We start from the raw sequence: 22,072 nt of genomic DNA, 5'->3' as shown, positions 1-22,072 counted from the left end.
CCAATGACTGCATTCAATGACCTGATGGCCTTTCAGCGCGAAACCTCGGCCCTGGCACAGATCGCCGGGCGCCTGGGCTGGGATCAGGAGACCGTCATGCCGCGCGGGGCCGCCAACCAGCGCGCCGAGGAGATGGCCGCAATCGAAGCCGTGTTGCATGCGCGCCGTTCGGATCCGCGCGTGGCCGAGTGGCTGGAGAATGCCCATGCCGACACCGAGGTTGGTCAGGCGCAGTTGCGCGAAATCCGTCGCACATACGAGCGCACGGTCAAGGTGCCCGCCGATCTTGCCACGGCCATCGCCCGCGTGACATCGGCCGCGCAGGGCAAGTGGGCACAGGCCCGCGCTGACGAGGATGTTGCCGCGTTTCTTCCGGTTCTGGAGGAAGTCGTGGCGCTGCGGCGTGAGGAAGGGGCGGCTCTGGCACAGAGCGGCGATGTCTATGACGCGCTGGTCGAGGATTACGAGCCCTACACGACCGCTGCCCAGATCGCCGGCATCTTCGACGCCCTGCGCCCGCGTCTGGTTGCGCTGCGCTCCGCGGTTTTTGACCGGCCGTCCCCCGCGGGAGTGACCGGAACGTTTGACGAAACGGCCCAGATGAAGCTGACGCAAAAGCTGGCGGAGACTTTCGGGTACGACTTGAACCGGGGGCGGGTGGACAAGGCCGTACACCCGTTCTGTTCGGGCAGCGGCGACGACGTGCGCGTCACCACCCGGACCAGCGAAACCGACCCGTTCAACTGTTTCTATTCGACCATCCATGAGGTCGGGCACGCCTGCTATGAGCAGGGCATCGACCCGGCCTACGCGCTGACACCGCTGGGCCAGGGCGTGTCAATGGGCGTTCATGAAAGCCAGAGCCGCATCTATGAAAATCAGCTGGGCCGCTCGCGCGCCTTCACGGGCTGGCTGTTCCGGCAGATGATGGACACCTTCGGCGATTTCGGCATAGCAGATGAAGATGCCTTCTATGCCGCCGTAAACCGGGTGCACAACGGATACATCCGAACCGAAGCGGACGAGGTTCAGTACAATCTGCACGTAATGCTGCGGTTCGATCTGGAGCGCGCACTTATGTCGGGCGAACTGCAGGTGAAGGACCTCGAGGCCGCGTGGAACGACCGCTTCCATGCCGATTTCGGCTACGCGGTCGACAAGCCTTCGAACGGGTGTCTGCAGGACGTGCATTGGTCGGTCGGTCTGTTTGGCTACTTCCCGACCTATTCGCTGGGCAATGTGTACGCAGGCTGTCTGTATCAGGCTCTCCGAGCGGCAGTTCCAAGCTTGGACGATCAACTGGCGCAGGGCGATACCGCCACTGCAACCGGCTGGCTGCGCGAGCATGTTCAGCAACACGGCGGTCTGTATGCCCCACGCGATGTCATCCGCCGCGCCAGCGGCATGGAACCCGGACCTGAGCCGTTGTTGGCCTATCTCGAAGACAAATTTGGCACGCTCTACGGCCTTTGATCTGGAAAGATGACCGCTATGGGTATGATGGGGGTCATCTAGCTGCGGTGTGCATCGGGCACCCAGTCTTCCAGAGGCCGGTTCCAGAACCGGTTCGGGTTGTCTTCATCCTGCCCGCGGATGTGCAGCGTTCGAAAACACGGGTGCAGAAAGATCACCGGTTCTTCATAGGGATGGGCCGCGTAGATTGCGCGCAGCACGGTCGACCGCACGCCGTCCGACCTATCCAGAAAGAACGAGACTTCGACGCAGGGAACATCCACCGTGTCGCAGGTGACGGCATTGCGTCCGGTCCCGAGTGACCGAAAGCTCTGAGTTCCGGGCGTCGACCGGAAGGTGACGTGATCATAATCCCCGTAAACCAGGTTGGCTTCGGCCAAAACAGCATCAATCACCGCCTGCGCGCGGTCCTCGGGGACCTGAACGATCACGCGCCAACCTTCGTCTGTCAGATATCGTTCGGTGTCCTGTGTTTTTTGGGTCATTCCAGTCTCCTAACCAAGCAACGTCAGAATGACCGGGTTTGCACCTCAAGTGTGACTTATCGCTTCGCCATCGACCGAACTGACGGCCCGAGGCAATCGAGCAAGGAGTCCGACAAGCCGAAATGGCGAGTCAGTGCGATCTTGCCGTCCGGCGTGATGGTCAGGGCGCGACTGGACCTCTGGCGCGTCAACCATTTGTCTTTCAGAGCTTTTTCCAGAATCGCGATTCCCAAGGGTCCTGAGATGTGATGGCGGCGTTCCGTCCAGTCCAGACAGAAATTGGCGATCGGCCTGTGGGCGTTGACCCGCGGTGGGGCAAGGTCGAGATCGGTCAGAAACGCGTGATATCGCGGACCCGGCGCCAGAACCCCATGTGCCAGTTGCAGAACACCCGTATCCAGCAGGTTGTCCGTGATCCACACACCGAGACGCCCGGCAAGATGGTTATAGCAGCAACGGGTCAACAGGACGCCCGAGTCCGGTTTCGCGGCCCGTCGGACATGGTCGCTGGGGGTTAGCGTCGACAGCTTTTCCAAAGCCGATGCGACCTGTGCGTTTGCGATTCGGTGATAGACGTGCCTGCCGCTGCGTATCGAAGTGGTCAGGCCGGCCTGCTCCAACTGCTTGAGATGGGCCGTTGCAGTTGGCGGCGTTATGTTGGCTGCGCAGGACAACTCCTTGTTGGTGAACGCCCGCCCATCCATCAGTTCGCACAGGATGCGTGCGCGGGTTGGGTCGGCGAGGGCGGCGCCGATGATGTCGAGTCTGGGTTCGGGTCTCATTGGATGAGCCTATCGCAAAGCCCGGCTTGACCCCAGAAAGAACGCTTCGACATTCGCCGAAACGAAAAGGAGCGGCTGCTGTTGCAGAGCCACTCCGTCGTCGTTGAAATGAGGGCCGCCGATCAGAGGCGGCCATCCTTACGTTTCGCTATCGTCTTCCTCGTCACCCTGGTCTGCGATCCAAGCGACGCTGACGACTTCCTCGCCTTTGCCGGTGTTGAACACCTTGACCCCGCCCGCACTGCGGGACCGGAACGATATACCGTCGACCGGAACCCGGATCGACTGCCCCTTGGACGTGGCCAGCATAATCTGGTCGTCGATTTCGACGGGGAACGAGGCCACCAGCGGGCCGCCCCGCATCGCCTTGTCCATCGCCATCACGCCCATTCCACCGCGGCCGCGCACCGGGTAGTCATGCGACGAGCTGAGCTTGCCCGACCCGCCGGCCGTGATAGTCAGGATAAGGTTTTCCGCCGCAGACATCTCGGCATAGCGCTCCTGAGGCAGGATGCTGTCTGCGTTGCCTTCGTCTTCGTCGGTTTCGGTCTCTTCGGTGACGCCTGCCATCAGGCGGCGCATCTTCAGGTAGGCGGCGCGCTCGTCTGCCGTGGCCTCGAAGTGGCGAATGACGGACATCGAGACGACCCGATCGCCATTCGTCAGCTTGATGCCGCGCACACCGGTCGATTTGCGGCCCTTGAACACGCGCACGGCAGTGGTCGGGAAGCGGATCGCCCGGCCGGCGTTGGTGACCATCATCACGTCGTCATCCTCGGAACAGATGCGCGCGTTGACCAGTTCCACACCCTCGGGCAGATCCATCGCGATCTTGCCGTTGCGCTTGACGTTGGTGAAATCGCTCAGCGCGTTGCGGCGCACGTCGCCGGCACTGGTGGCGAAGACGATCTGCAGGTTTTCCCACTCTTCATCCGGCACATCGACCGGCATGATCGCCGCAATCGAAACACCGGCGGGAATCGGCAGGATGTTGACGATGGCCTTGCCCTTGCCGGTGCGCCCCGATTGGGGCAGGCGCCATGTCTTGAGCTTGTAGACCATCCCATCGGTGGTGAAGAACAGCAGTTGCGTATGCGTGTTCGCCACGAACAGATTGGTGACGACGTCCTCTTCCTTGGTCTGCATCCCCGACAGACCCTTGCCGCCGCGCTTCTGCGCGCGGAAGTCGGCCAGCGGCGTACGCTTGATGTAGCCGCCCGAGGTCACGGTTACGACCATGTCCTCGCGTTCGATCAGGTCTTCGTCTTCCATATCGCCGGACCAGTCGACGATTTCAGTGCGGCGCGGCACTGCAAACTGCTCTCGAACCTCGCGCAGCTCGTCGGCGATGATGCTCATGATGCGCTCGCGCGAGGACAGAATGTCCAGGTATTCCTTGATCTTGGCAGCGAGGTCTTCCAGCTCGTCCGTGACCTCTTTGACGCCAATCTGGGTCAGGCGTTGCAGGCGCAGATCAAGGATCGCGCGGGCCTGAACCTCGGTCAGGTTGTAGGTGCCGTCGTCGTTCATCTTGGACAGCGGATCGTCGATCAGGCGAAGATAGCTCTCGATCTCGGCTGCCGGCCAGCGGCGGGTCATCAGCTTTTCGCGCGCCTCGGCCGCGTCGGCCGAGGACCGGATCGTGGCCACGACCTCGTCCACGTTCGAGACTGCCACGGCCAGACCGCACAGGATATGGCTGCGTTCCCGCGCCTTGCGCAGGTCGTATGCGGTGCGGCGGGCAACGACATCTTCGCGGAAGTCGATGAAGCTGGTCAGGAACCGGCGCAGGGTCAGCTGCTCGGGGCGGCCACCATTCAGTGCCAGCATGTTGCAGCCGAACGAGGTCTGCATCGGCGTGAACCGGTACAGCTGGTTCAGCACCACCTCGGGCGTTGCGTCGCGCTTCAGCTCGACCACCACCCGCACGCCGTTCCGGTCGGATTCGTCCTGAACGTGGCTGACGCCTTCGATGCGCTTTTCGCGCACGGCTTCGGCGATCTTCTCGATCATCGAGGCCTTGTTCACCTGATAGGGGATCTCGTCCACGATGATGGCATAGCGGTCTTTGCGCAGTTCCTCGACGCGGGTCTTGGCGCGGATGATGACGCTGCCGCGGCCTTCCAGATAGGCCTTGCGCGCGCCGGACCGGCCCAGCATCACGCCGCCCGTGGGGAAATCGGGGCCGGGGATGTATTCGATCAGCTGTTCGCTGGTCAGGTCCGGATCGTCGATCAGCGCCAGCGTCGCGTCGACCACTTCGCCCAGGTTGTGCGGCGGGATGTTGGTGGCCATACCCACCGCGATGCCGCCGGCGCCGTTGACCAGCATGTTCGGGAACCGCGCGGGCAGGACGGTGGGTTCCTTGTCCTTGCCGTCGTAGTTGTCCTGAAAATCTACCGTCTCTTTCTCAATATCCGCCAGCAGAGCGGCGGCAGGCTTGTCCATGCGGACCTCGGTGTAACGCATGGCCGCCGGGTTGTCGCCGTCCATCGAGCCGAAGTTGCCCTGGCCGTCCAGCAGCGGCAGCGACATCGAGAAATCTTGCGCCATCCGCACCAGCGCGTCATAGATCGCGCTGTCCCCGTGCGGGTGGTATTTACCCATCACATCGCCCACGGGACGGGCCGATTTGCGGTAAGCTTTGTCGTGGGTGTTCCCGGTCTCGTGCATCGCGTAGAGGATGCGCCGATGCACCGGTTTCAAGCCGTCGCGCAGATCGGGGATCGCACGGGACACGATGACCGACATGGCATAGTCCAGATAGGACGTCCGCATCTCGGATTCGATGGATACCGTCGGGCCGTCATAAACCGGGCGCTCGGGCGGGGTTTCATCCATGTTTTCGGGGATTTCTGGCGTATCGCTCACGTAAACTGCCCGTTTATTGTGCTGGGTCTATATCTTGTGGATGCATCTTATCAGACCCGGCACATAGGGTGCAAGCAAGCAACCCGGAAGTGGCCTGAAACCGCGGTGTTTTTCGGGTAACACATTGTTTTAATACGGATTGAAAAGGAATCATGTTACCCTGAAGGGACCTTTGAGGAAATCTGGAGGTCTGAATGGAGAAAAACGAAACCGAATTGATGCTGAAGGGGTATGGCCTGACAACGGCTGAAATTTTCTATCGCATGCCGGATTACATCCATGTTCTGAACACGTTCATCTGGCAGGATTACGACTTGGCGCCGGATCATCCCAAGCTGTTCAATTTCATCGAGTTCTGGCAGCGCGAAATCGAGGGTCCGCTGCATTCGGTGCGCTTTACCCACCGCAAGATGATCGCACCCGGAGAATGGCGGAACGTCGTCGGAGAATACCGGCTGAACTAGCGTTTCGGCCAGGTTGCGCTCGAGGCCAATGCGCCTTGATCCGGCCGATGGATCATCGAATGAATGCCGACCTGCGTTTCGGCGCAGGTTACTCACTCTCATAATTTCTGAACACAACCAGATCTTGGCAATCCGTTGACGGCGGACGCGTTGAGCGGTTGAATATTCTTGTGCGTTTCGGTGGCGGTCCGGTGCGGCGCACACGATTGGTACAGATTGGAAAACCAGAGAAAGTCCAGGATATGATTGCGCTAACATTGGACATGCCGGCGATGGCGCGTTAAGGACGGCTCATGGTTTCTCGCGTTATACCCGTCGACCCATTTGATCTGGTCATTTTTGGTGGCACCGGGGATCTGGCGCAGCGCAAGATTTTGCCTGCCTTGTTTCGTCGTTATTGCGCGGGACAGTGGAATGACGATGTTCGGATAATCGCCGCAGCAAGGTCCGCACATGATCAGGCGGGCTATCGTGCGATCGTCGCTGAGTCGCTGGCCCAGCACGCACCTCGTCAAGCGGCAGATCCCGGCAACCTTGATGGGTTCCTGAACCGGCTGCAGTATCTGCGGTTGGATGCCAGCTCTGATGATGGGTGGGAAAACCTTTCAGGTCTGTTGACGGATTCGCGGATCCGCGCCTTCTATTTCTCGGTCGGACCCGGATTGTTCGCCCCGTTGGCGGAGAAAATCCGCCAGCACGGTCTGGCAAACGAGCAGACGAGGATCGTCGTCGAAAAGCCGTTCGGTCACGACCTGGACAGCGCGCGGGCGTTGAATGCCACGCTGGCCTCATATTTCAGCGAAAACCAAATCTACCGGATCGATCATTATCTGGGCAAGGAAACCGTCCAGAACCTGATGGCAGTCCGGTTCGGCAACATGCTGTTCGAGCCGCTGTGGAACAGTCAGTATGTCGACCATATCCAGATCACCGTCGCCGAGACCGTCGGCGTGGATGGTCGCGAAGAGTATTACGAGCGCGCTGGGGCAATGCGCGACATGGTGCAAAACCACCTGATGCAGCTTCTGTGCCTGATCGCGATGGAGCCGCCTGCCAAGTTCGATTCGGACGCCGTGCGCGATGAAAAGCTCAAGGTAATCCGCGCGCTGGACCCGGTGCAGCCGCACCATATCGTGCGTGGGCAGTATTCGGGTGGTCCCGACGGGCCGGGCTACCGCGAAGCGGTGGGCAATCCGCGCTCGACCACCGAAAGCTATGTTGCGCTTCGGGCGCATGTCAGCAATTGGCGGTGGGCGGGGACTCCGTTCTACCTGCGCACCGGCAAACGGCTGGTGGCGCGGTCCTCGGTGATCAACGTCATCTTCAAGGACGCGCCGCATTCGATCTTCGGGGCCGAGGCCGGGCGGCATGCCAACACGCTGTCGATCCGGCTGCAGCCGAACGAAGGCATCACGCTGAAAGTCACGATCAAAGAGCCGGGGCAGGGCGGAATGCGTTTGATCGACGTCCCGTTGGACATGAGCTTTGCCGAAGCGCTCGGGCCCGAAAACCAGGAAGCGCCGGATGCTTATGAGCGTTTGGTGATGGACGTGATCCGGGGCAACCAAACCCTGTTCATGCGCGGAGACGAGGTCGAGGCCGCCTGGGCCTGGACCGACCCTATCATTGCGGGGTGGCAGGCGCGCGGCGACGTGCCAAAACCCTATGACAGCGGCAGTACCGGTCCCGGCGACGCCGAACTGCTGATGAAACGCGACGGTCGCCATTGGCAAGGGATCAAGCCATGAAGATTCAGGAATATGCCGACAGGGACATGCTGGCCATTGATGTTGCCAACGTTCTGGCCGGAGAGTTGGAGGCCGCACTGCTGCACAACGATGTCGTGGCCTTTGCAGTTCCCGGCGGCACCACGCCCGGACCGATCTTCGACAGCCTGTGCGCCGCGGATCTTGAGTGGGAGCGTGTCCGTGTGCTGCCCACCGACGAACGCTGCGTCCCGGCAGACAGTGACCGGTCGAACGAACGCTTGATCCGCGACCGTCTTCTGACCAACCGGGCGGCGGCGGCGGACTATGTCCCGCTCTATATTCCCGGCAAGGCGCCCGAAGAGGTTCTGCCCCAAATCGAAGCTCTGATCGAGCCGCTGCGCCCGTTGGCGGTGCTGGTTCTTGGAATGGGCGACGACATGCATACGGCCTCGTTGTTTCCGGGGATGGAGGGGCTGGCGCAGGCATTGGCAAGCAACGCACCGGCATTGGCCGTTGCTCGGCCCCAGACACAGCCCGAGACGCGCATCACTCTGACGGGTCCGGTTCTGGATGGGGCCCTGTCCAAACACCTGGTCATCTATGGTGAAAAAAAGCGCGCAGCGCTTGAGCGTGCCATGAGCCTGCCGCCCGAGGAGGCGCCAATTGCGGCAGTCTTGGATGGAATGACGGTACACTGGGCGGATTGATCTCATGCAACTGGACACTCTCAGAACCCTTGCAGCGCAGGCGGCGGATACCCGCATCCTCGACCTGTTTGCGCAGGATCCCGACCGGGCGCAGAGCTTCTCGGCCTCGACCGGCGATTTGCTGTTCGACTATTCGAAGACCCTGATCGACGCGGACATCCGCGCGGCGCTGATCGACCTGTGCGATCAAGCCGGTCTGGCCGAGCGGCGCGACGCGATGTTCCGCGGTGACAAGATCAACGAGACCGAGGGCCGCGCGGTGCTGCATACTGCGCTGCGCAATCTGGACGGCGGCCCGGTCGAGGTTGATGGCCAGGACGTGATGCCCGACGTTCTGGACACCCTGCAGCGCATGCGCGTGTTCGCCGAAGAGGTCCGGGGCGGAACGGCCCAGGGGGCAGGGGGCAGCTTTACTGACGTGGTGAATATCGGCATCGGCGGTTCGGACCTTGGGCCGGTGATGGCGACGCTGGCGCTGGCGCCCTATCACGACGGGCCGCGCCTGCACTATGTCTCGAACGTGGATGGCGCGCACATCGCCGACACGCTGCGCGAACTGGACCCGACGCGGACGCTGGTGATCGTGGCGTCCAAGACATTTACCACCATCGAAACCATGACCAACGCGCGGACGGCGCGGGCCTGGATGCTGGACGGCGGCGGCGACCCGGGGCGGCAGTTCGCGGCCGTGTCCAGCGCCGTGGACAAGACGGCAGACTTCGGCATCCCGTCGGACCGCGTGTTCGGCTTTGCCGATTGGGTCGGCGGGCGCTATTCGGTCTGGGGTCCGGTCGGGCTGCCGGTGATGATCGCGGTGGGCTCGAACGCCTTCGACGCGTTCCTGCGCGGCGGGCAGGCGATGGACGTGCATTTCCGCGCCGCGGACTGGGCCGAGAACATGCCGGTGATGCTGGCTCTGGTGGGCATCTGGCACCGTCAGGTGCTGGGTCATGCCAGCCGCGCGGTGCTGCCCTATGATCAACGGTTGCTGCGGTTGCCGGCCTATTTCCAACAGCTCGAGATGGAATCGAACGGGAAATCGGTGGCCATGGACGGCTCGGCGCTGAGCGTGCCTTCGGGACCGGTGGTCTGGGGCGAGCCCGGCACCAACGGGCAGCACGCGTTTTACCAACTGATCCATCAGGGCACCGACGTGATCCCCTGCGAATTCATGGTGGCCGCCGAAGGCCACGAGCCCGAACTGGCCCATCATCACCGTCTGCTGCTGGCCAACTGCCTGGCTCAGTCCGAGGCGTTGATGCGTGGCCGGTCGCTTGAGGAAGCGCGAGCGCGCATGGCCGAGATGGGCCTGCAGGGCGACGAGTTGGAGCGTCAGGCCCGGCATCGCGTGTTCCCGGGCAACCGGCCCTCGACCACGCTGATCTATCCGCAGCTGACGCCCTTCGTTCTGGGCCAGATCATTGCGCTGTATGAACACCGGGTGTTCGTCGAAGGCGTGCTGTTGGGCATCAACTCGTTCGACCAGTGGGGGGTGGAACTGGGCAAGGAGTTAGCCACCTCGCTGGGGCCGATCGTCGATGGCGATGCGGGCACCGAGGGCAAGGACGGCTCGACCGCCGCACTTGTGGCTTATGCGCTGCGGCACCGGGGCTGAAGCCCTGCAAATCTGACGGCCTGCCGCCACGGCAGGCCGCATTCTTTTATTGTCAGACAATTAAATGATTGGCAGGATCGGCCCCGAGGAGAAGCCCTGGGGCCGGCCACGCCGCCGTGCCGCCGGGCCGCAACAGACGCCGCATCAAGCCGGCGCGATGAATGGGAGGATGTCCATGCTGGGACAGATGATGACGCAGCCGCTGTTGATTTCGTCACTGATCGATCATGCTGCGCGCTATCATGGTCAGACCGAGATCGTGTCGGTCGAAACCGACGGAACCGTCACCCGGACGAACTGGGGCGAGATCGCCGCCAAGGCCGGGCGCATGGGGTCAGCGCTGACCAAACTGGGCCTGCAGCCGCAGGATCGGATCGGCACTCTGGCCTGGAACAACCGCCGGCATCTGGAAATCTACTATGCCGCCTCGGGTGCCGGGTTCGTCTGCCACACGATCAATCCGCGCCTGTTCCCCGAACAGCTGGTTTACATCATCAACCATGCGCAGGACCGGGTGCTGTTCTTCGACGCCACCTTCATCCCGCTGGTTGCCGCGATCCGCGATCAATTGACCGAAGTGAAGCATTTCGTCCTGATGGGACCGCGCAGCGAGGACGCACTGCAGCAGATCCCCGGACTGGAATTCTATGACGACTTGATCGAGACCGGCGACGCCGATTTCGAATGGCCGGTCTTCGATGAAAACACCGCCTCGAGCCTGTGCTACACCTCGGGCACGACCGGCCACCCCAAAGGCGTGCTGTATTCGCACCGTTCGACCGTTCTGCACAGCTTTGCCTCGAACACCCGCGACGTGATCGGGTATTCGGCGATAGATGTGGTGATGCCGGTGGTGCCCATGTTCCACGTCAATGCCTGGGGGTCGCCCTATGGCTGCGCCATGTCCGGTTCGCAGATGGTGTTGCCCGGGCCGGACCTGCATGGCGAGGCGCTGGTGAACCTGATCGACACCTATGGCGTGACTCTGGCGATGGGGGTTCCCACGATCTGGCAGGGTTTGCTGGCCCATGCCGCCAAATGCGGCACCAAGCTGGAAAGCCTCGAACGTACGGTGATCGGCGGCGCGGCGTGCCCGCCCTCGATGATCGCGACCTTCCGGGAAAAATACGGCGTCGACACCGTGCATGCCTGGGGGATGAGCGAGATGAGCCCGCTGGGCACTGCCAACATTCCGCTGGCCAAGCATCGCAAGCTGCCGATCGAGGAACAGCACAAACTGCGCGAGAATCAGGGTCGTCCGCCCTTTGGGGTCGAGCTGAAGATCGTCGATGACGACGGCAACGACCTGCCGCATGACGGGGTCACGCAGGGCGACCTGATGGTGCGCGGCCATTGGGTGTTGGACAGCTATTTTCAGCTGCAGGATCAAGATCTTCTGCAGGATGGCTGGTTCGCCACCGGCGATGTGGCGACGTTGGACCCCGATGGCTACATGACCATCCGCGACCGCTCCAAGGACATCATCAAGTCGGGCGGTGAGTGGATCAGCTCGGTCGAGCTGGAAAACATCGCCGTAGCGCACCCGAAACTGGCCACCGCGGCGGTGATCGGCGTGCCGCATCCCAAATGGGACGAACGCCCGCTGCTGGTGGCGGTCAAGGCCGAGGGCGAAGATCCGTCCGAGGCCGAGCTGCTGGAGTTTTTCGACGGCAAGATTGCCAAGTGGCAGGTGCCGGACAAAGTGGTCTTCGTCGACGCGCTGCCACTCAATGCGACGGGCAAGGTCCTGAAACGCAAACTGCGGGATGAATTCAAGGACGCCTTGGCAGGTTAACGCTTGATTTATAAGGATTTTTGGCTCCGGCGGTAGGGATCGAACCTACGACCAATTGATTAACAGTCAACTGCTCTACCGCTGAGCTACGCCGGAACTGAGGGGCGTGTACCAATCTGCAAAGACGAGGTCCAGACGAAAATTGCTTTCTCCGGACGAATTGCGCGCTCCAGGTTTCCGTTTCGGATTTCAATCGGGCTGCACAGGTTTGTTGTTTCCTGCGGCAGTGAATCGTTGCGTTGATCTACGCGCCGGCCGCGACGTGATCGTTTCATCCGGATCAGAAAGAGACTAGCCTCTCGATAATGCACCATGCTTCGGTGAACCTGTTGAAACCGGAAAGGAACCCAAGATGCGGACAGCTTGCAGGATTGTAGCGAAGCTTTTCTTCTTTGTTCTTGCCGCGCCGGGGATCGCCCAAGAGGCCGGAACCCTGATCACCGGCGCTCGGATTTTCGACGGGGTCAGTTCCGACCTGATCGAGGGTCAGGACGTTTTGATCCAAGACGGCATGATCACGGCCATTGGCCCTGATCTGGATGCGCCGGAGGGGGCGACGGTGATCGATGCGCAGGGTCGGTTCCTGATGCCCGGATTTGCCGACATGCATGCGCATCTGATGTTTCAGATGCCGTTCGGTATCGCATTCAATGCCGATCGCGAATACTGGGCCTATGTTGCCGCAACCGTCGCCGAACAATACCTGATGCAGGGGTTCACGACGGTCCGCGATGTCGGCGGGAACTCGTTTTCACTGAAACGCGCCATAGACGAGGGCATCCTGACGGGGCCTCGGGTCTATCCTTCGGGTCCCATGATCTCGCAGAGCTCGGGCCACTCGGATCATCGGACGGACGCAAACGAGCCCGGTTCATTGGTGTTCGAGCCCAGCATTCCGATGAAATACTTCCATGTCGCAGTTGCCGATGGGCGTGACGAGGTTCTGAAAACCGTACGCGAGGTGTTGCGCCGCAGAGCCTCGCAGATCAAGATTTCGGTCGGTGGCGGCACCGGGTCATTTGCTGATCCATTGGATACCACGCAGTACACGGAAGACGAAATCCGTGCAGCCGTCGAGGCGGCCGAAGACTGGAACACCTACGTTACCGCCCATGTCTACAACTCGGATGGCATCATCCGCGCCGTCGAGAATGGGGTGAAGTCCATCGAGCATGGCAATCTGATGAGCGAAGAGGCCATGCGCGTGATGATGGAGCATGATGCCTGGCTGTCGCCGCAGGTCATCGTCTACACATTCCATCCGGCAGGCTACAACGACGAACAAAAAGCCAAGCATGACGAAGCCTATGACGGCATCAACCAGATGTTCACCATGGCCAAGGAGCTTGGATTCGAGAATATCGTCTTCGGCACGGACGTGATCACTTCTCCTGAGATGATCAAGCGCGCAAACGAGGAGTTCGTTCTGAGAACGGAATGGTTCGACAATGCCGAAATACTCCGTCAGGCAACCTCGAAATCAGCCGAGTTGCTTGCCTTGTCGGGGCCGCGCAATCCTTATCCCGGGGCGCTGGGTGTCATTGCGGAAGGTGCTCATGCGGATATCCTTCTGATTGACGGCAACCCTCTGGAGAACATGTCTGTCATGACCGAATACGAAGAGCGCTTCGATCTGATCATGAAAGGCGGGGTGATCTACAAAAACGAACTGTAGCGGACGATCTGCTGTGCAAATGCATGGCGGACCAAACTTGCGTCAAAGGCGCTGGAAAATTCTCTGATGTTTCCCGGGTGTGGTTGGCAGGATTGGGCTGATCGAAAGACCAACTCCGATCTCTGCGGCGCAGGTCCTTGGGGGCAGGCTGATTGTATGCCTTGAACCAGCTGAAAACCCGGCCTGTTGGATCGGCAACCGACCATACACGGGACGCGAGCGGTTGGGAGCGCCACAAACTTCTGAAATCAGAGGATTTTGGCTCCGGCGGTAGGGATCGAACCTACGACCAATTGATTAACAGTCAACTGCTCTACCGCTGAGCTACGCCGGAACTGAGGCGCATATAGCAATCCGGTTTTTCGGCGTCCAGAGGGGAAAAGCACCCAGGGTGAATTTTTTGCGCGTTTAGGCGATGCGGTGAAAACTGCTCTGCACCGACAGCGCGCCCCGGGGAGCGACGCGGTCTTTTCCGGTCAGATCCACCAGATGGGCAAACACGTTGCGCTCGGCCGCTGGAAGCAGGGCAGGCGGGGTTTCGACATAGATCCGCTGGGCCAGATCCCGGGCTGTGCCCGGGCGCTCGGCCAGCGCGTCGAGGATTTGTGCCTCGCGTTCCAGCCGATGGCGGATCAACCAGTCAAGCCTTCCCGAGGGGTCTGTGATCGGCGCGCCGTGTCCGGCATGGAAGACGGACCAGTCGCGTGCGCGTAGCCGGTGGCAGGCTTTCATGAAGTCTGTCAGATCGCCATCCGGAGGCGAAACCAGCGAACTGGCCCAGCCCATCACGTGATCGGCGGTGAAACACACGTCTCCCCAGGCCAGCGCGATGTGATTGCCCAGATGACCCGGCGTGTGAATGACCTCAAGGCCCCATCCGTTCCCCTCGATCCGGTCGCCGTCCGCCAACTCGATGTCCGGGCGGAATTCCGTGTCGATTCCCTCGCCGCCGCCGGCGAGGCCTTGCTCGGCCAGTTGGGACATGATCGCGCTGCGCCCTGCCTGTGGCCCGCCAAAGGCGTAGATCGGGGCACCTGTCCGCTCTGACAGCGGAGCAGCCAGCGGCGAATGGTCCAAGTGGCTGTGGGTGACCACGATATGGCTGATCTTTTGCCCGGGCTGCAGCGCATCCAGAATGGCTTGCATGTGACTGTCGCTCAACGGTCCGGGGTCGATTACGGCAAGGTCGCTGGTGCCCAGGAGGTATGTATTTGTCCCCAGATAGGTCATCGGCGACGGGTTTGGGGCCAGCAAGAGCCTGAGGCCCGGCTGCAGGGCGACAGGGATCCCCGGTTTCGGGTTGAAATCGTCTGCTTGCAGCATCTTGGCCTCTTTCTCTTGGCGGGGCAGCCCGCTAGGTTTAGCGCATGTCCTCGCGCTGGCTCAAACCCTATTTGCCCCGCAGCTTGTATGCCCGGGCGGCCCTGATTCTGGTGCTGCCGGTGATCGTGGTTCTGTTGGTGGTGTCGGTGGCATTCGTGCGTGAACACCTCGAGGATGTGACCGGTCAGATGACCCGGGCGGCGTCGCGCGAAGTGCGGCTGGTTCTGGAAGACATTCAGGGTGCCGAAACCCAACAGCAGGCGCTGGCCGCGGTGCGTCCGGATCTGAGGGTGCTGGACATGCAGGCCCGTTTTCTGGGGATCAACGAAACGCCTACGATTGAACCTCGGCGCTGGTATGATTTCATCGCACCGCAGATCGACGCTGATCTTCGAGAGCTGCTGCCGAACCTCGTAGCGGTATCGTTGCCGGACAGTCAGGTCGCGACTTTGTTCTTGAACACCCATCTGGGTGTGTTGGAGCTTGGCTTTGATCGCCGGCGTCTGTCGACGGTCGCCCCGCACCAGTTGATCGTCACGATGCTGTTCTTTGCGGTGATCATGACCTCGATTTCGTTCTTGTACATGCGCAATCAGTTGCGGCCGATCACTCGGCTGGCCGATGCGGCGCAGGCTTTTGGTCGCGGTCGGGTCGTGCCGTTCACCCCCGGAGGGGCCGTCGAGGTGCGGGCCGCCGGTAGCGCGTTTCTTGACATGCGCGCCCGGATCGAGCGGCAGATCGAGCAGCGGACCCTGATGCTGTCGGGAGTCAGCCATGACCTGCGAACGCCTCTGACCCGGCTCAAGCTTGGCCTGTCGATGCTGCCCGAGGAAGATGCAAAGCCGCTGCTTCAGGACGTGAACGAAATGCAGTCACTCTTGGATGCCTTCCTTGATTTCTCGCGCGGCGCGTCCGAGGGCGAGCAGGTCGAGGTTCGTCCGGATGAGCTTTTGCGCTCGATCGTAGATGATGCGCAACGGGCCGGCCAAAGCGTCGAGTTGCTGCCGCCCGAAGGGCAGGGTGCAGTGATGCTGCGTCCGACTGCGATCCGCCGCGCGGTGGAAAACCTGATCGGCAACGCGGTGCGCTACGGGTCGCACGCGATGGTCAGCATGACCCTGACTGACAAATCGCTGCGCATTCGGGTCGAGGATGATGGTCCCGGCATCCCGCCTGAACAGCGGACCGAGGCGGTGAAGCCGTTCAGCCGGTTGGACCCGTCGAGGAACCAGAATCAGGGCAGCGGGGTGGGCCTCGGGCTGGCGATCGTTGCAGATATCGCTCGTGTCCACGGCGGTGTTTTACGCCTGGGCCAAAGCGAACGCTTGGGCGGTTTGTGCGCAGACATCATCATCGGGCGGTGATTTCGGCCGTATTTGGTAGGCCCGGAGGGACTCGAACCCCCAACCAAAGCGTTATGAGCGCTCTGCTCTAACCAATTGAGCTACAGGCCCGCCTGAGCGCTTGCGTACCACGCAGAACAGCCGCGTCAAGCCTGACCGTTGCAACGCGGCGCACAATCGACTAACCCGCGCTGAAAGCATTCATGAGGGAACGGCCATGACAGCGGGCAAGAACGGCATCACCTATGCAGATGCAGGCGTGGATATCGATGCGGGCAACGCGCTGGTCGACCGGATCAAGCCCGCCGCCAAGCGGACCAACCGCCCCGGCGTCATGAGCGGCCTCGGCGGGTTCGGCGCCCTGTTCGACCTGAAAGGGGCAGGGTATTCCGACCCAATCCTGGTGGGGGCAACCGATGGCGTGGGCACCAAGCTGCGGATCGCGATCGACACGGGCGTGGTCGATGGTGTGGGTATCGACCTGGTGGCCATGTGCGTCAACGATCTGATCTGCCAGGGCGCCGAGCCGCTGTTCTTTCTGGATTACTTCGCCACGGGCAAGCTGGACACCGACACCGCCGCGCGGATCATCGAAGGCATCGCCGAGGGCTGCTTCCGCTCGGGCTGTGCCTTGATCGGGGGTGAAACCGCCGAGATGCCGGGGATGTACCCCGATGGCGATTTCGACCTGGCCGGCTTTGCCGTCGGCGCGATGGAGCGCGGCAGCGATCTGCCCGCCGGTGTGCAGGCCGGGGATGTTCTGCTGGGGCTCGCTTCGGATGGGGTGCATTCCAATGGATACTCGCTGGTGCGCAAACTGGTCGAGATCTCGGGCTTGGGATGGGATGCGGATTCGCCGTTCTGTGATGGGCCTTTGGGAGAGGCGCTGCTGACGCCCACGCGGCTCTACGTCAAACCCGCCCTGGCCGCGATCCGGGCAGGTGGCGTCCATGCGCTGGCGCATATCACCGGCGGCGGGCTGACCGAGAACCTGCCGCGCGTGCTGCCCGACGATCTGGGTGCGCAAATCGACCTGAACGCCTGGGATCTGCCGCCGGTGTTCCGTTGGATGGCGGAAACCGGGGGCATCGCCGAGGAGGAAATGCTCAAGACCTTCAACTGCGGGATCGGCATGATCGTCGTCTGTGCCGCCGACCGCGCAGATGATCTGACCGCTGCGCTGTCGGATGCCGGCGAGACCGTCGCGCGCATCGGGTCGGTCACCGAAGGCGCGGGCGTCAGCTACGCAGGCAAGCTGCTGTGAGCCACAAGCGCGTCGCCATCCTGATTTCCGGGGGCGGGTCGAACATGGTGTCGCTGGTCGACAGCATGACCGGTGACCACCCGGCGCGACCTTGTCTGGTTCTGTCGAACAATGCAGATGCTGGCGGACTGGCCAAGGCTGCGGATCGCGGCATTGCCACAGCCGTGGTCGATCACCGACCGTTCGGCGGTGACCGTGCCGCGTTTGAGGCCGAGCTGTGCAAGCCGCTGCTCGAGGCGCAGCCAGACATCGTCTGCCTGGCGGGGTTCATGCGCGTGCTGACTGGCGATTTCGTGTCCCGCTTTCAGGGACGGATGCTGAATATCCACCCCTCGCTGCTGCCCAAGTACAAAGGGCTCAACACCCACGCCCGGGCCATCGCCGCCGGGGATGCCGAACACGGCTGCACCGTGCACGAGGTCACCGCGGCGCTGGATGACGGTCCGATCCTGGGGCAGGCCCGGGTTCCGGTCGAACCCGGCGACACCCCGGATTCGCTTGCTCGGAAGGTGCTGGCCTGGGAACACAAGCTGTATCCGGCGGTTCTGGAGCGCTTTGCCCGTGGCGATCGCGCACCGGTGTTACTCCCCTGATCTTGCGCCAGAGATTTACATGAGCGGCCAATTCGGCCTATGGTCTGGCCAAGCGCTCGGGGCAGAAGAAACCAACGGGCAATGACCAGAGCAAGAGCAAGAATAGCAAGCGCATGAAGACCCTCAAAACCACGCGAGAGTTGGCTGACTTCTGCAAGGCTGCCGCCCAACACCCCTATGTGACCGTCGACACCGAATTCCTGCGCGAGCGGACCTACTACTCCAAGTTATGTCTGGTCCAGTTGGCCGTGCCCTCTGAAGACGAGGACAGCGCGGTATTGGTCGATCCGCTGGCAGAAGGACTGTCGCTTGAGCCGCTTTACGAATTGTTCCAGAACGAAAACGTCGTCAAAGTTTTCCATGCCGCCCGCCAGGACCTTGAGATTTTCTGGGTGGAAGCCGGTATTTTCCCCAAGCCGCTATTCGACACGCAGGTCGCTGCAATGGTTTGTGGTTTCGGGGAACAGGTTGGCTATGAAACGCTGGTTCGCAAAATCTGCAAACAGGGTCTGGACAAGACCTCGCGGTTTACTGATTGGTCGCGGCGCCCGCTGAGCGAGGCCCAGCAGACCTATGCGCTGGCGGACGTGACGCATCTGCGCAAAATCTATGAACATCTGGCCGCCGAGCTGGAGAAGTCCAAGCGCAGCCATTGGGTAGCGGAGGAGTTGCGCGTTCTGACCGATCCGGCAACCTATGACATCCGCCCCGAAGAGGCATGGCGGCGGGTCAAGACCCGAACCAACTCGGCCAAGTTCCTTGCGGTGGTGCGGGAGCTTGCCCGGTTCCGTGAGGAATATGCCCAGCAGAACAACGTGCCACGCAGCCGTGTATTCAAGGATGATGCGCTGGTCGAGCTGGCGTCGACCAAACCACGCACGCATGCTGATCTGGGCAGCTCGCGTTTGCTGCTGCGCGAAGCGCGCAAAGGTGCCATCGCCGACGGTATTCTGGCCGCCGTTCAGGCCGGTGTGAGTTGCCCGCCTGAGGATCTTCCCAAGGTGGACAACAGCCGGGACAAGATCAAGGTGAACCCCGCGCTGGCTGACCTGCTGCGCGTATTGCTGAAGTCAAAGACGGAAACCGCAGGGGTCGCGGCCAAGCTCATCGCGACCAGCTCGGAGCTGGATCAGATCGCTGCTGGGGACCGTGACGTTGCTGCGATGTCCGGCTGGCGGTTCGAGGTTTTTGGCGAGGACGCGCTCAAGCTCTGCAGAGGCGAGATTGCCTTGGCAGCGAAGGGACAAACTGTTCAGGTCGTCCCCCTGTAAGATCGAATTCAGCGCCGACGCGATTCCAGGGCGTTCTGCTGACCGACTACGCGGATCAAACGAATGCCTTCAAGGTCCTGACGGCTGACATTGACCGCATCGGTCACTTCACGCGTACGTTCGGGCCCCTGCGCAGTGGCATAGGTCGGGTAGTTCACGCGGAAAACGAACTCCATAACGCCGTTCTTCCGGTTTTCCTCGGATTCGACGAAGGTGAGCTTCGCGTCATAGGCGCCCTGGCGGAAGGCGGTGCCTTGCGCGACAACGATTGCCCCCGAGGCGTTCGGCTCGATCCGCAGCTCGGTGATGGTGGTGATCGGTACGCTGGTATCTTCGGGTTCAGGGCGCGCGAACAGTCCTCGGCCCGAGCTTTGCTTCGGCACCAGCGCATCTGCGTCGCTGGCCGATGTCTCGACCGGGGCAGGGGTGCTGTTCCCGAACCAGTTCGACGGGTTTGCGCGGGAATCGCGCCAGCTGCTGCAGGCGGACAGGGTCAACAGGGCGACAAGAAGGACGGAAACAGTTTTTTGCATGGACCCAAAGCTTTGCAAGGTATTACCCGCACTGGGTTAGCCTACTTTCGGTCGTTTGAAAAGCCGCCCATGGGGGTGGACACCGGACATCGGGCGACTTAGGTCAGAACCAGAACCGCAACCAGAGGACCCACGTTCATGGCCACGCCTGCCTTTGAGGAGATTGTCGAGGATTTCAAGTTCCTTGAGGACTGGGAAGACCGGTACCGCCATGTGATCGAGCAGGGCAAGGCGATGGAGCCGCTGGATGACGCCCTGAAGGTGCCGGCAACCAAAGTCCATGGCTGCGCCAGTCAGGTCTGGCTTCACCCGGTGATCGAAGATGGTGTTTTTCGGTTTGACGGCGACAGCGACGCGCTGATCGTGCGCGGTCTGATCGCTGTATTGCGGTCGCTTTACAACGGTTTGCCCGTTGCCGAAGTGGAGAAGGTCGACGCCGCGGCCGAGCTTGCCCGGTTGGGGTTGAATGAACATCTGTCGGCCCAGCGGTCGAACGGTGTGCGTGCGATGATCGACCGAATCCGAGACGTAGCGCGCGAAAACGCCTGAGCCGGTTTCGCCACTCGGGGTGCAATCAGGAAGAATTGGGGCGTGCGCCGGCCCAGTCTTTCAGCGTGGTCTCGAGATCGCCATATCCGGTGAAACGCCGTTCGAACTCCAGCCCCATCCGATCCGCGCATTCCCGTGCCCGACGGGTCAGTTCGGGGTCATCTGTCTGCGCCTGGTAGATCAGCTTGGTGTAATTTCCGAAATACATGTCGCGCAGTTCCGGGTGCCGATCCAGCCCCAACGGCTTCCAGACGAACGCATCAAATTGTCTGGCCAGAAAGTCGGTCAGGTAAAAGGCCGTAGTCTCATCGTCGCCGCGTTCGGCGAATTTGTCGTTTCCCTCGAAGAAGGAGTAACAGTGCGGTCCCCGCACCATTTCGACACCCAGCCGTTTACAGGCCTGCTCCAACAGTCCGCCGGTCCCGCAATCGGCATAGACGACAAAAATCCGGTCATACTGGTCGCGATGCTTGGCGACGGCATCCTCGACGGCCTGAGTGATCCGTTCGGGATAGACATGCAGGATGGCAGGCAGGCACGTCAGTGCAAGGTGGTCCCAGCCGTTGCGTGTTTTCAGGTCCAGAATCTCGCGCGCCAACGCGCCGCAGGCGATCAACAGGATGCTTTGCTGTGCATCCATCTCGTCAAAGCCCTTTTCCGTCAGGCGTTTGTCGTCAGGCATGTAGTGCTGCGGCATGTTTCGCCTCCGCAAGGTTCCAATGTCAAATGACTGCGATAAAGCCCCGGATGCAAGTTCGCGGCCTTTGGGATCACACACTCGGCACCTGAGTTTCGAGCTCGTTGTGATGCCACGGCTCGGAAATGAAAAAGCCGCCCGGACAGGCGGCTTTGACAAAACAAGGCGTGCAGGATCAACCCGCCAGTTGGTTGTGCTTGCGCGAGACGAACTCCTTGGCGGTTTCGACCGCAACCGCCGCGTCCCGGCAATAGGCGTCAGCGCCGATCGCCTTGCCGAACTCTTCGTTCAGCGGGGCGCCGCCTACTAGCACGATGTAATCGTCACGCTTGCCCTGTTCGACCAACGTGTCGATGACCACTTTCATGTACGGCATGGTCGTCGTCAGCAGGGCCGACATGCCCAGAATATCAGGCTGCTCGGTTTCAAGCGCTTCCAGGTAGTTTTCGACCGGATTGTTGATGCCGATATCGACAACCTCGAAACCGGCGCCTTCCATCATCATCGAGACGAGGTTCTTGCCGATGTCGTGGATGTCGCCCTTGACGGTGCCGATCACCATCTTGCCAACGCGCGGAGCGCCGGTTTCCGCCAGCAGAGGCTTGAGGATGGCCATGCCGCCCTTCATCGCGTTGGCGGCCAGCAGAACTTCGGGCACAAACAGGATGCCGTCGCGGAAATCCTGGCCGACGATGGTCATGCCGCCGACAAGCGCCTTGGTCAGAATGTCATAAGGTGCCCATCCACGTTCCAGCAGGATGTTCACGCCTTCTTCGATCTCTTCCTTCAGACCATCGTAGAGGTCATCAAACATCTGTTCGACGAGTTCGTCGTCGTTGAGTTCCGACAGGACGATGTCTTCTTCATCGGACATGGGTCATTTCCCTGAGCTGGCGGGCCTTGCGCCCTTGGTGGCTGTTTTT

General features: G+C 61.5%; 19 protein-coding genes and 3 tRNA genes. 12 read left to right on the top strand and 10 right to left on the bottom strand.

Going from position 1 to position 22,072, the window contains the following annotated elements:
* Positions 1 to 3: 3 nt before the first annotated feature.
* On the top strand, positions 4 to 1,473 hold the full coding sequence (locus ACR0IR_RS06720; RefSeq protein WP_170363371.1) for a carboxypeptidase M32: 1,470 nt from the start codon (positions 4 to 6) through the stop codon (positions 1,471 to 1,473).
* 38 nt (positions 1,474 to 1,511) lie between these two features.
* On the opposite strand, the gene ACR0IR_RS06715 is transcribed toward ACR0IR_RS06720, so the two are convergent.
* The 3 genes from ACR0IR_RS06715 to gyrA all read right to left on the bottom strand — a co-directional run bounded on the left by ACR0IR_RS06715 (position 1,512) and on the right by gyrA (position 5,581).
* Positions 1,512 to 1,958, bottom strand: a complete 447-nt coding sequence (locus tag ACR0IR_RS06715) for a YqfO family protein (RefSeq protein WP_170363372.1) — start codon at positions 1,956 to 1,958, stop codon at positions 1,512 to 1,514.
* Positions 1,959 to 2,014: 56 nt separating this feature from the next.
* On the bottom strand, positions 2,015 to 2,740 hold the full coding sequence (locus tag ACR0IR_RS06710) for an ArsR/SmtB family transcription factor (RefSeq protein WP_170363373.1): 726 nt from the start codon (positions 2,738 to 2,740) through the stop codon (positions 2,015 to 2,017).
* 138 nt (positions 2,741 to 2,878) lie between these two features.
* Positions 2,879 to 5,581 carry a DNA gyrase subunit A gene (gyrA, locus tag ACR0IR_RS06705; protein ID WP_170363869.1) on the bottom strand — a complete coding sequence of 901 codons (2,703 nt, stop codon included), beginning with the start codon at positions 5,579 to 5,581 and terminating at the stop codon, positions 2,879 to 2,881.
* Between the two features lie 224 nt (positions 5,582 to 5,805).
* Here gyrA and ACR0IR_RS06700 point away from each other — a divergent pair, with 224 nt between their 5' ends.
* The 5 genes from ACR0IR_RS06700 (at position 5,806) to ACR0IR_RS06680 (ending at position 11,901) form a co-directional block, all read left to right on the top strand.
* Entirely contained in the window at positions 5,806 to 6,075 is a 270-nt protein-coding gene (locus ACR0IR_RS06700) for an usg protein (protein ID WP_093962206.1), read from the top strand.
* A 293-nt stretch (positions 6,076 to 6,368) separates the two neighbouring features.
* The gene (gene zwf / locus ACR0IR_RS06695; RefSeq protein WP_170359052.1) at positions 6,369 to 7,823 is read left to right on the top strand and encodes a glucose-6-phosphate dehydrogenase; all 1,455 of its coding nucleotides are present in this window, start codon (positions 6,369 to 6,371) and stop codon (positions 7,821 to 7,823) included.
* A complete protein-coding gene (pgl, locus tag ACR0IR_RS06690) occupies positions 7,820 to 8,491 on the top strand; it encodes a 6-phosphogluconolactonase (protein ID WP_170363374.1) in 672 nt (223 codons plus the stop codon). The genes zwf and pgl overlap by 4 nt, the downstream gene beginning before the upstream one ends.
* A gap of 4 nt (positions 8,492 to 8,495) precedes the next feature.
* Positions 8,496 to 10,106: a glucose-6-phosphate isomerase gene (gene pgi, locus ACR0IR_RS06685; RefSeq protein WP_170363375.1), complete on the top strand. Its 1,611-nt coding sequence runs from the start codon at positions 8,496 to 8,498 to the stop codon at positions 10,104 to 10,106.
* Positions 10,107 to 10,281: 175 nt separating this feature from the next.
* Positions 10,282 to 11,901, top strand: coding sequence for a long-chain-fatty-acid--CoA ligase (locus ACR0IR_RS06680; RefSeq protein WP_170363376.1), 1,620 nt, complete (start codon positions 10,282 to 10,284; stop codon positions 11,899 to 11,901).
* A 21-nt stretch (positions 11,902 to 11,922) separates the two neighbouring features.
* Here ACR0IR_RS06680 and ACR0IR_RS06675 read toward each other — a convergent pair.
* Positions 11,923 to 11,997 (bottom strand) — tRNA-Asn (locus tag ACR0IR_RS06675).
* Positions 11,998 to 12,253: 256 nt separating this feature from the next.
* Here ACR0IR_RS06675 and ACR0IR_RS06670 point away from each other — a divergent pair.
* The gene (locus tag ACR0IR_RS06670) at positions 12,254 to 13,576 is read left to right on the top strand and encodes a metal-dependent hydrolase family protein (protein WP_217357070.1); all 1,323 of its coding nucleotides are present in this window, start codon (positions 12,254 to 12,256) and stop codon (positions 13,574 to 13,576) included.
* 259 nt (positions 13,577 to 13,835) lie between these two features.
* Here ACR0IR_RS06670 and ACR0IR_RS06665 read toward each other — a convergent pair.
* A tRNA-Asn gene (locus tag ACR0IR_RS06665) sits at positions 13,836 to 13,910 on the bottom strand.
* A gap of 74 nt (positions 13,911 to 13,984) precedes the next feature.
* A complete protein-coding gene (locus ACR0IR_RS06660) occupies positions 13,985 to 14,899 on the bottom strand; it encodes an MBL fold metallo-hydrolase (protein ID WP_170363377.1) in 915 nt (304 codons plus the stop codon).
* Between the two features lie 44 nt (positions 14,900 to 14,943).
* On the opposite strand from ACR0IR_RS06660, the gene ACR0IR_RS06655 reads away from it, so the two are divergent.
* The gene (locus ACR0IR_RS06655; protein ID WP_170363378.1) at positions 14,944 to 16,263 is read left to right on the top strand and encodes an ATP-binding protein; all 1,320 of its coding nucleotides are present in this window, start codon (positions 14,944 to 14,946) and stop codon (positions 16,261 to 16,263) included.
* A 13-nt stretch (positions 16,264 to 16,276) separates the two neighbouring features.
* On the opposite strand, the gene ACR0IR_RS06650 is transcribed toward ACR0IR_RS06655, so the two are convergent.
* Positions 16,277 to 16,353: transfer RNA gene (locus ACR0IR_RS06650), tRNA-Ile, on the bottom strand.
* Positions 16,354 to 16,459: 106 nt separating this feature from the next.
* Between ACR0IR_RS06650 and purM the strand changes: the two genes are divergently transcribed.
* From purM to rnd, 3 genes are all read left to right on the top strand, one after another.
* The gene (gene purM / locus ACR0IR_RS06645) at positions 16,460 to 17,506 is read left to right on the top strand and encodes a phosphoribosylformylglycinamidine cyclo-ligase (protein ID WP_170363379.1); all 1,047 of its coding nucleotides are present in this window, start codon (positions 16,460 to 16,462) and stop codon (positions 17,504 to 17,506) included.
* Positions 17,503 to 18,099, top strand: a complete 597-nt coding sequence (gene purN / locus ACR0IR_RS06640) for a phosphoribosylglycinamide formyltransferase (protein ID WP_093962193.1) — start codon at positions 17,503 to 17,505, stop codon at positions 18,097 to 18,099. Before purM ends, purN begins: the two co-directional genes overlap by 4 nt.
* A 113-nt stretch (positions 18,100 to 18,212) precedes the next feature.
* Positions 18,213 to 19,370 (top strand): ribonuclease D, encoded by a 1,158-nt coding sequence (gene rnd, locus ACR0IR_RS06635; protein ID WP_170363380.1) that lies wholly within the window; start codon positions 18,213 to 18,215, stop codon positions 19,368 to 19,370.
* A gap of 8 nt (positions 19,371 to 19,378) precedes the next feature.
* Here the strand turns inward: rnd and ACR0IR_RS06630 are convergent, their stop codons facing one another.
* Complete coding sequence (locus ACR0IR_RS06630) at positions 19,379 to 19,903, bottom strand: hypothetical protein (protein WP_170338953.1); 525 nt, start codon at positions 19,901 to 19,903, stop codon at positions 19,379 to 19,381.
* A 138-nt stretch (positions 19,904 to 20,041) separates the two neighbouring features.
* Here ACR0IR_RS06630 and ACR0IR_RS06625 point away from each other — a divergent pair, with 138 nt between their 5' ends.
* A complete protein-coding gene (locus ACR0IR_RS06625) occupies positions 20,042 to 20,452 on the top strand; it encodes a SufE family protein (protein WP_170363381.1) in 411 nt (136 codons plus the stop codon).
* A gap of 25 nt (positions 20,453 to 20,477) precedes the next feature.
* On the opposite strand, the gene ACR0IR_RS06620 is transcribed toward ACR0IR_RS06625, so the two are convergent.
* Both ACR0IR_RS06620 and ACR0IR_RS06615 read right to left on the bottom strand, forming a co-directional pair.
* Positions 20,478 to 21,149: a DUF1638 domain-containing protein gene (locus ACR0IR_RS06620; RefSeq protein ID WP_170363382.1), complete on the bottom strand. Its 672-nt coding sequence runs from the start codon at positions 21,147 to 21,149 to the stop codon at positions 20,478 to 20,480.
* 175 nt (positions 21,150 to 21,324) lie between these two features.
* Positions 21,325 to 22,023: a corrinoid protein gene (locus ACR0IR_RS06615; RefSeq protein WP_093962188.1), complete on the bottom strand. Its 699-nt coding sequence runs from the start codon at positions 22,021 to 22,023 to the stop codon at positions 21,325 to 21,327.
* Between the last annotated feature and the right edge of the window lie 49 nt (positions 22,024 to 22,072).

The sequence above is a fragment of the Ruegeria sp. CF2 genome (assembly GCF_056537385.1).
Note: the sequence above shows the minus strand (reverse complement) of the source record. Positions and strands in the feature narration are given on the sequence as shown.

What these genes read in the sequence shown, in the direction of transcription:
- ACR0IR_RS06720 (WP_170363371.1), top strand. Translation starts at nt 4, where the DNA reads ATGACTGCATTCAATGACCTGATGGCCTTTCAGCGCGAAACCTCGGCC.
- ACR0IR_RS06715 (WP_170363372.1), bottom strand. Translation starts at nt 1,958, where the DNA reads ATGACCCAAAAAACACAGGACACCGAACGATATCTGACAGACGAAGGT.
- ACR0IR_RS06710 (WP_170363373.1), bottom strand. Translation starts at nt 2,740, where the DNA reads ATGAGACCCGAACCCAGACTCGACATCATCGGCGCCGCCCTCGCCGAC.
- gyrA (WP_170363869.1), bottom strand. Translation starts at nt 5,581, where the DNA reads ATGGATGAAACCCCGCCCGAGCGCCCGGTTTATGACGGCCCGACGGTA.
- ACR0IR_RS06700 (WP_093962206.1), top strand. Translation starts at nt 5,806, where the DNA reads ATGGAGAAAAACGAAACCGAATTGATGCTGAAGGGGTATGGCCTGACA.
- zwf (WP_170359052.1), top strand. Translation starts at nt 6,369, where the DNA reads ATGGTTTCTCGCGTTATACCCGTCGACCCATTTGATCTGGTCATTTTT.
- pgl (WP_170363374.1), top strand. Translation starts at nt 7,820, where the DNA reads ATGAAGATTCAGGAATATGCCGACAGGGACATGCTGGCCATTGATGTT.
- pgi (WP_170363375.1), top strand. Translation starts at nt 8,496, where the DNA reads ATGCAACTGGACACTCTCAGAACCCTTGCAGCGCAGGCGGCGGATACC.
- ACR0IR_RS06680 (WP_170363376.1), top strand. Translation starts at nt 10,282, where the DNA reads ATGCTGGGACAGATGATGACGCAGCCGCTGTTGATTTCGTCACTGATC.
- ACR0IR_RS06670 (WP_217357070.1), top strand. Translation starts at nt 12,254, where the DNA reads ATGCGGACAGCTTGCAGGATTGTAGCGAAGCTTTTCTTCTTTGTTCTT.
- ACR0IR_RS06660 (WP_170363377.1), bottom strand. Translation starts at nt 14,899, where the DNA reads ATGCTGCAAGCAGACGATTTCAACCCGAAACCGGGGATCCCTGTCGCC.
- ACR0IR_RS06655 (WP_170363378.1), top strand. Translation starts at nt 14,944, where the DNA reads ATGTCCTCGCGCTGGCTCAAACCCTATTTGCCCCGCAGCTTGTATGCC.
- purM (WP_170363379.1), top strand. Translation starts at nt 16,460, where the DNA reads ATGACAGCGGGCAAGAACGGCATCACCTATGCAGATGCAGGCGTGGAT.
- rnd (WP_170363380.1), top strand. Translation starts at nt 18,213, where the DNA reads ATGAAGACCCTCAAAACCACGCGAGAGTTGGCTGACTTCTGCAAGGCT.
- ACR0IR_RS06630 (WP_170338953.1), bottom strand. Translation starts at nt 19,903, where the DNA reads ATGCAAAAAACTGTTTCCGTCCTTCTTGTCGCCCTGTTGACCCTGTCC.
- ACR0IR_RS06625 (WP_170363381.1), top strand. Translation starts at nt 20,042, where the DNA reads ATGGCCACGCCTGCCTTTGAGGAGATTGTCGAGGATTTCAAGTTCCTT.
- ACR0IR_RS06620 (WP_170363382.1), bottom strand. Translation starts at nt 21,149, where the DNA reads ATGCCGCAGCACTACATGCCTGACGACAAACGCCTGACGGAAAAGGGC.
- ACR0IR_RS06615 (WP_093962188.1), bottom strand. Translation starts at nt 22,023, where the DNA reads ATGTCCGATGAAGAAGACATCGTCCTGTCGGAACTCAACGACGACGAA.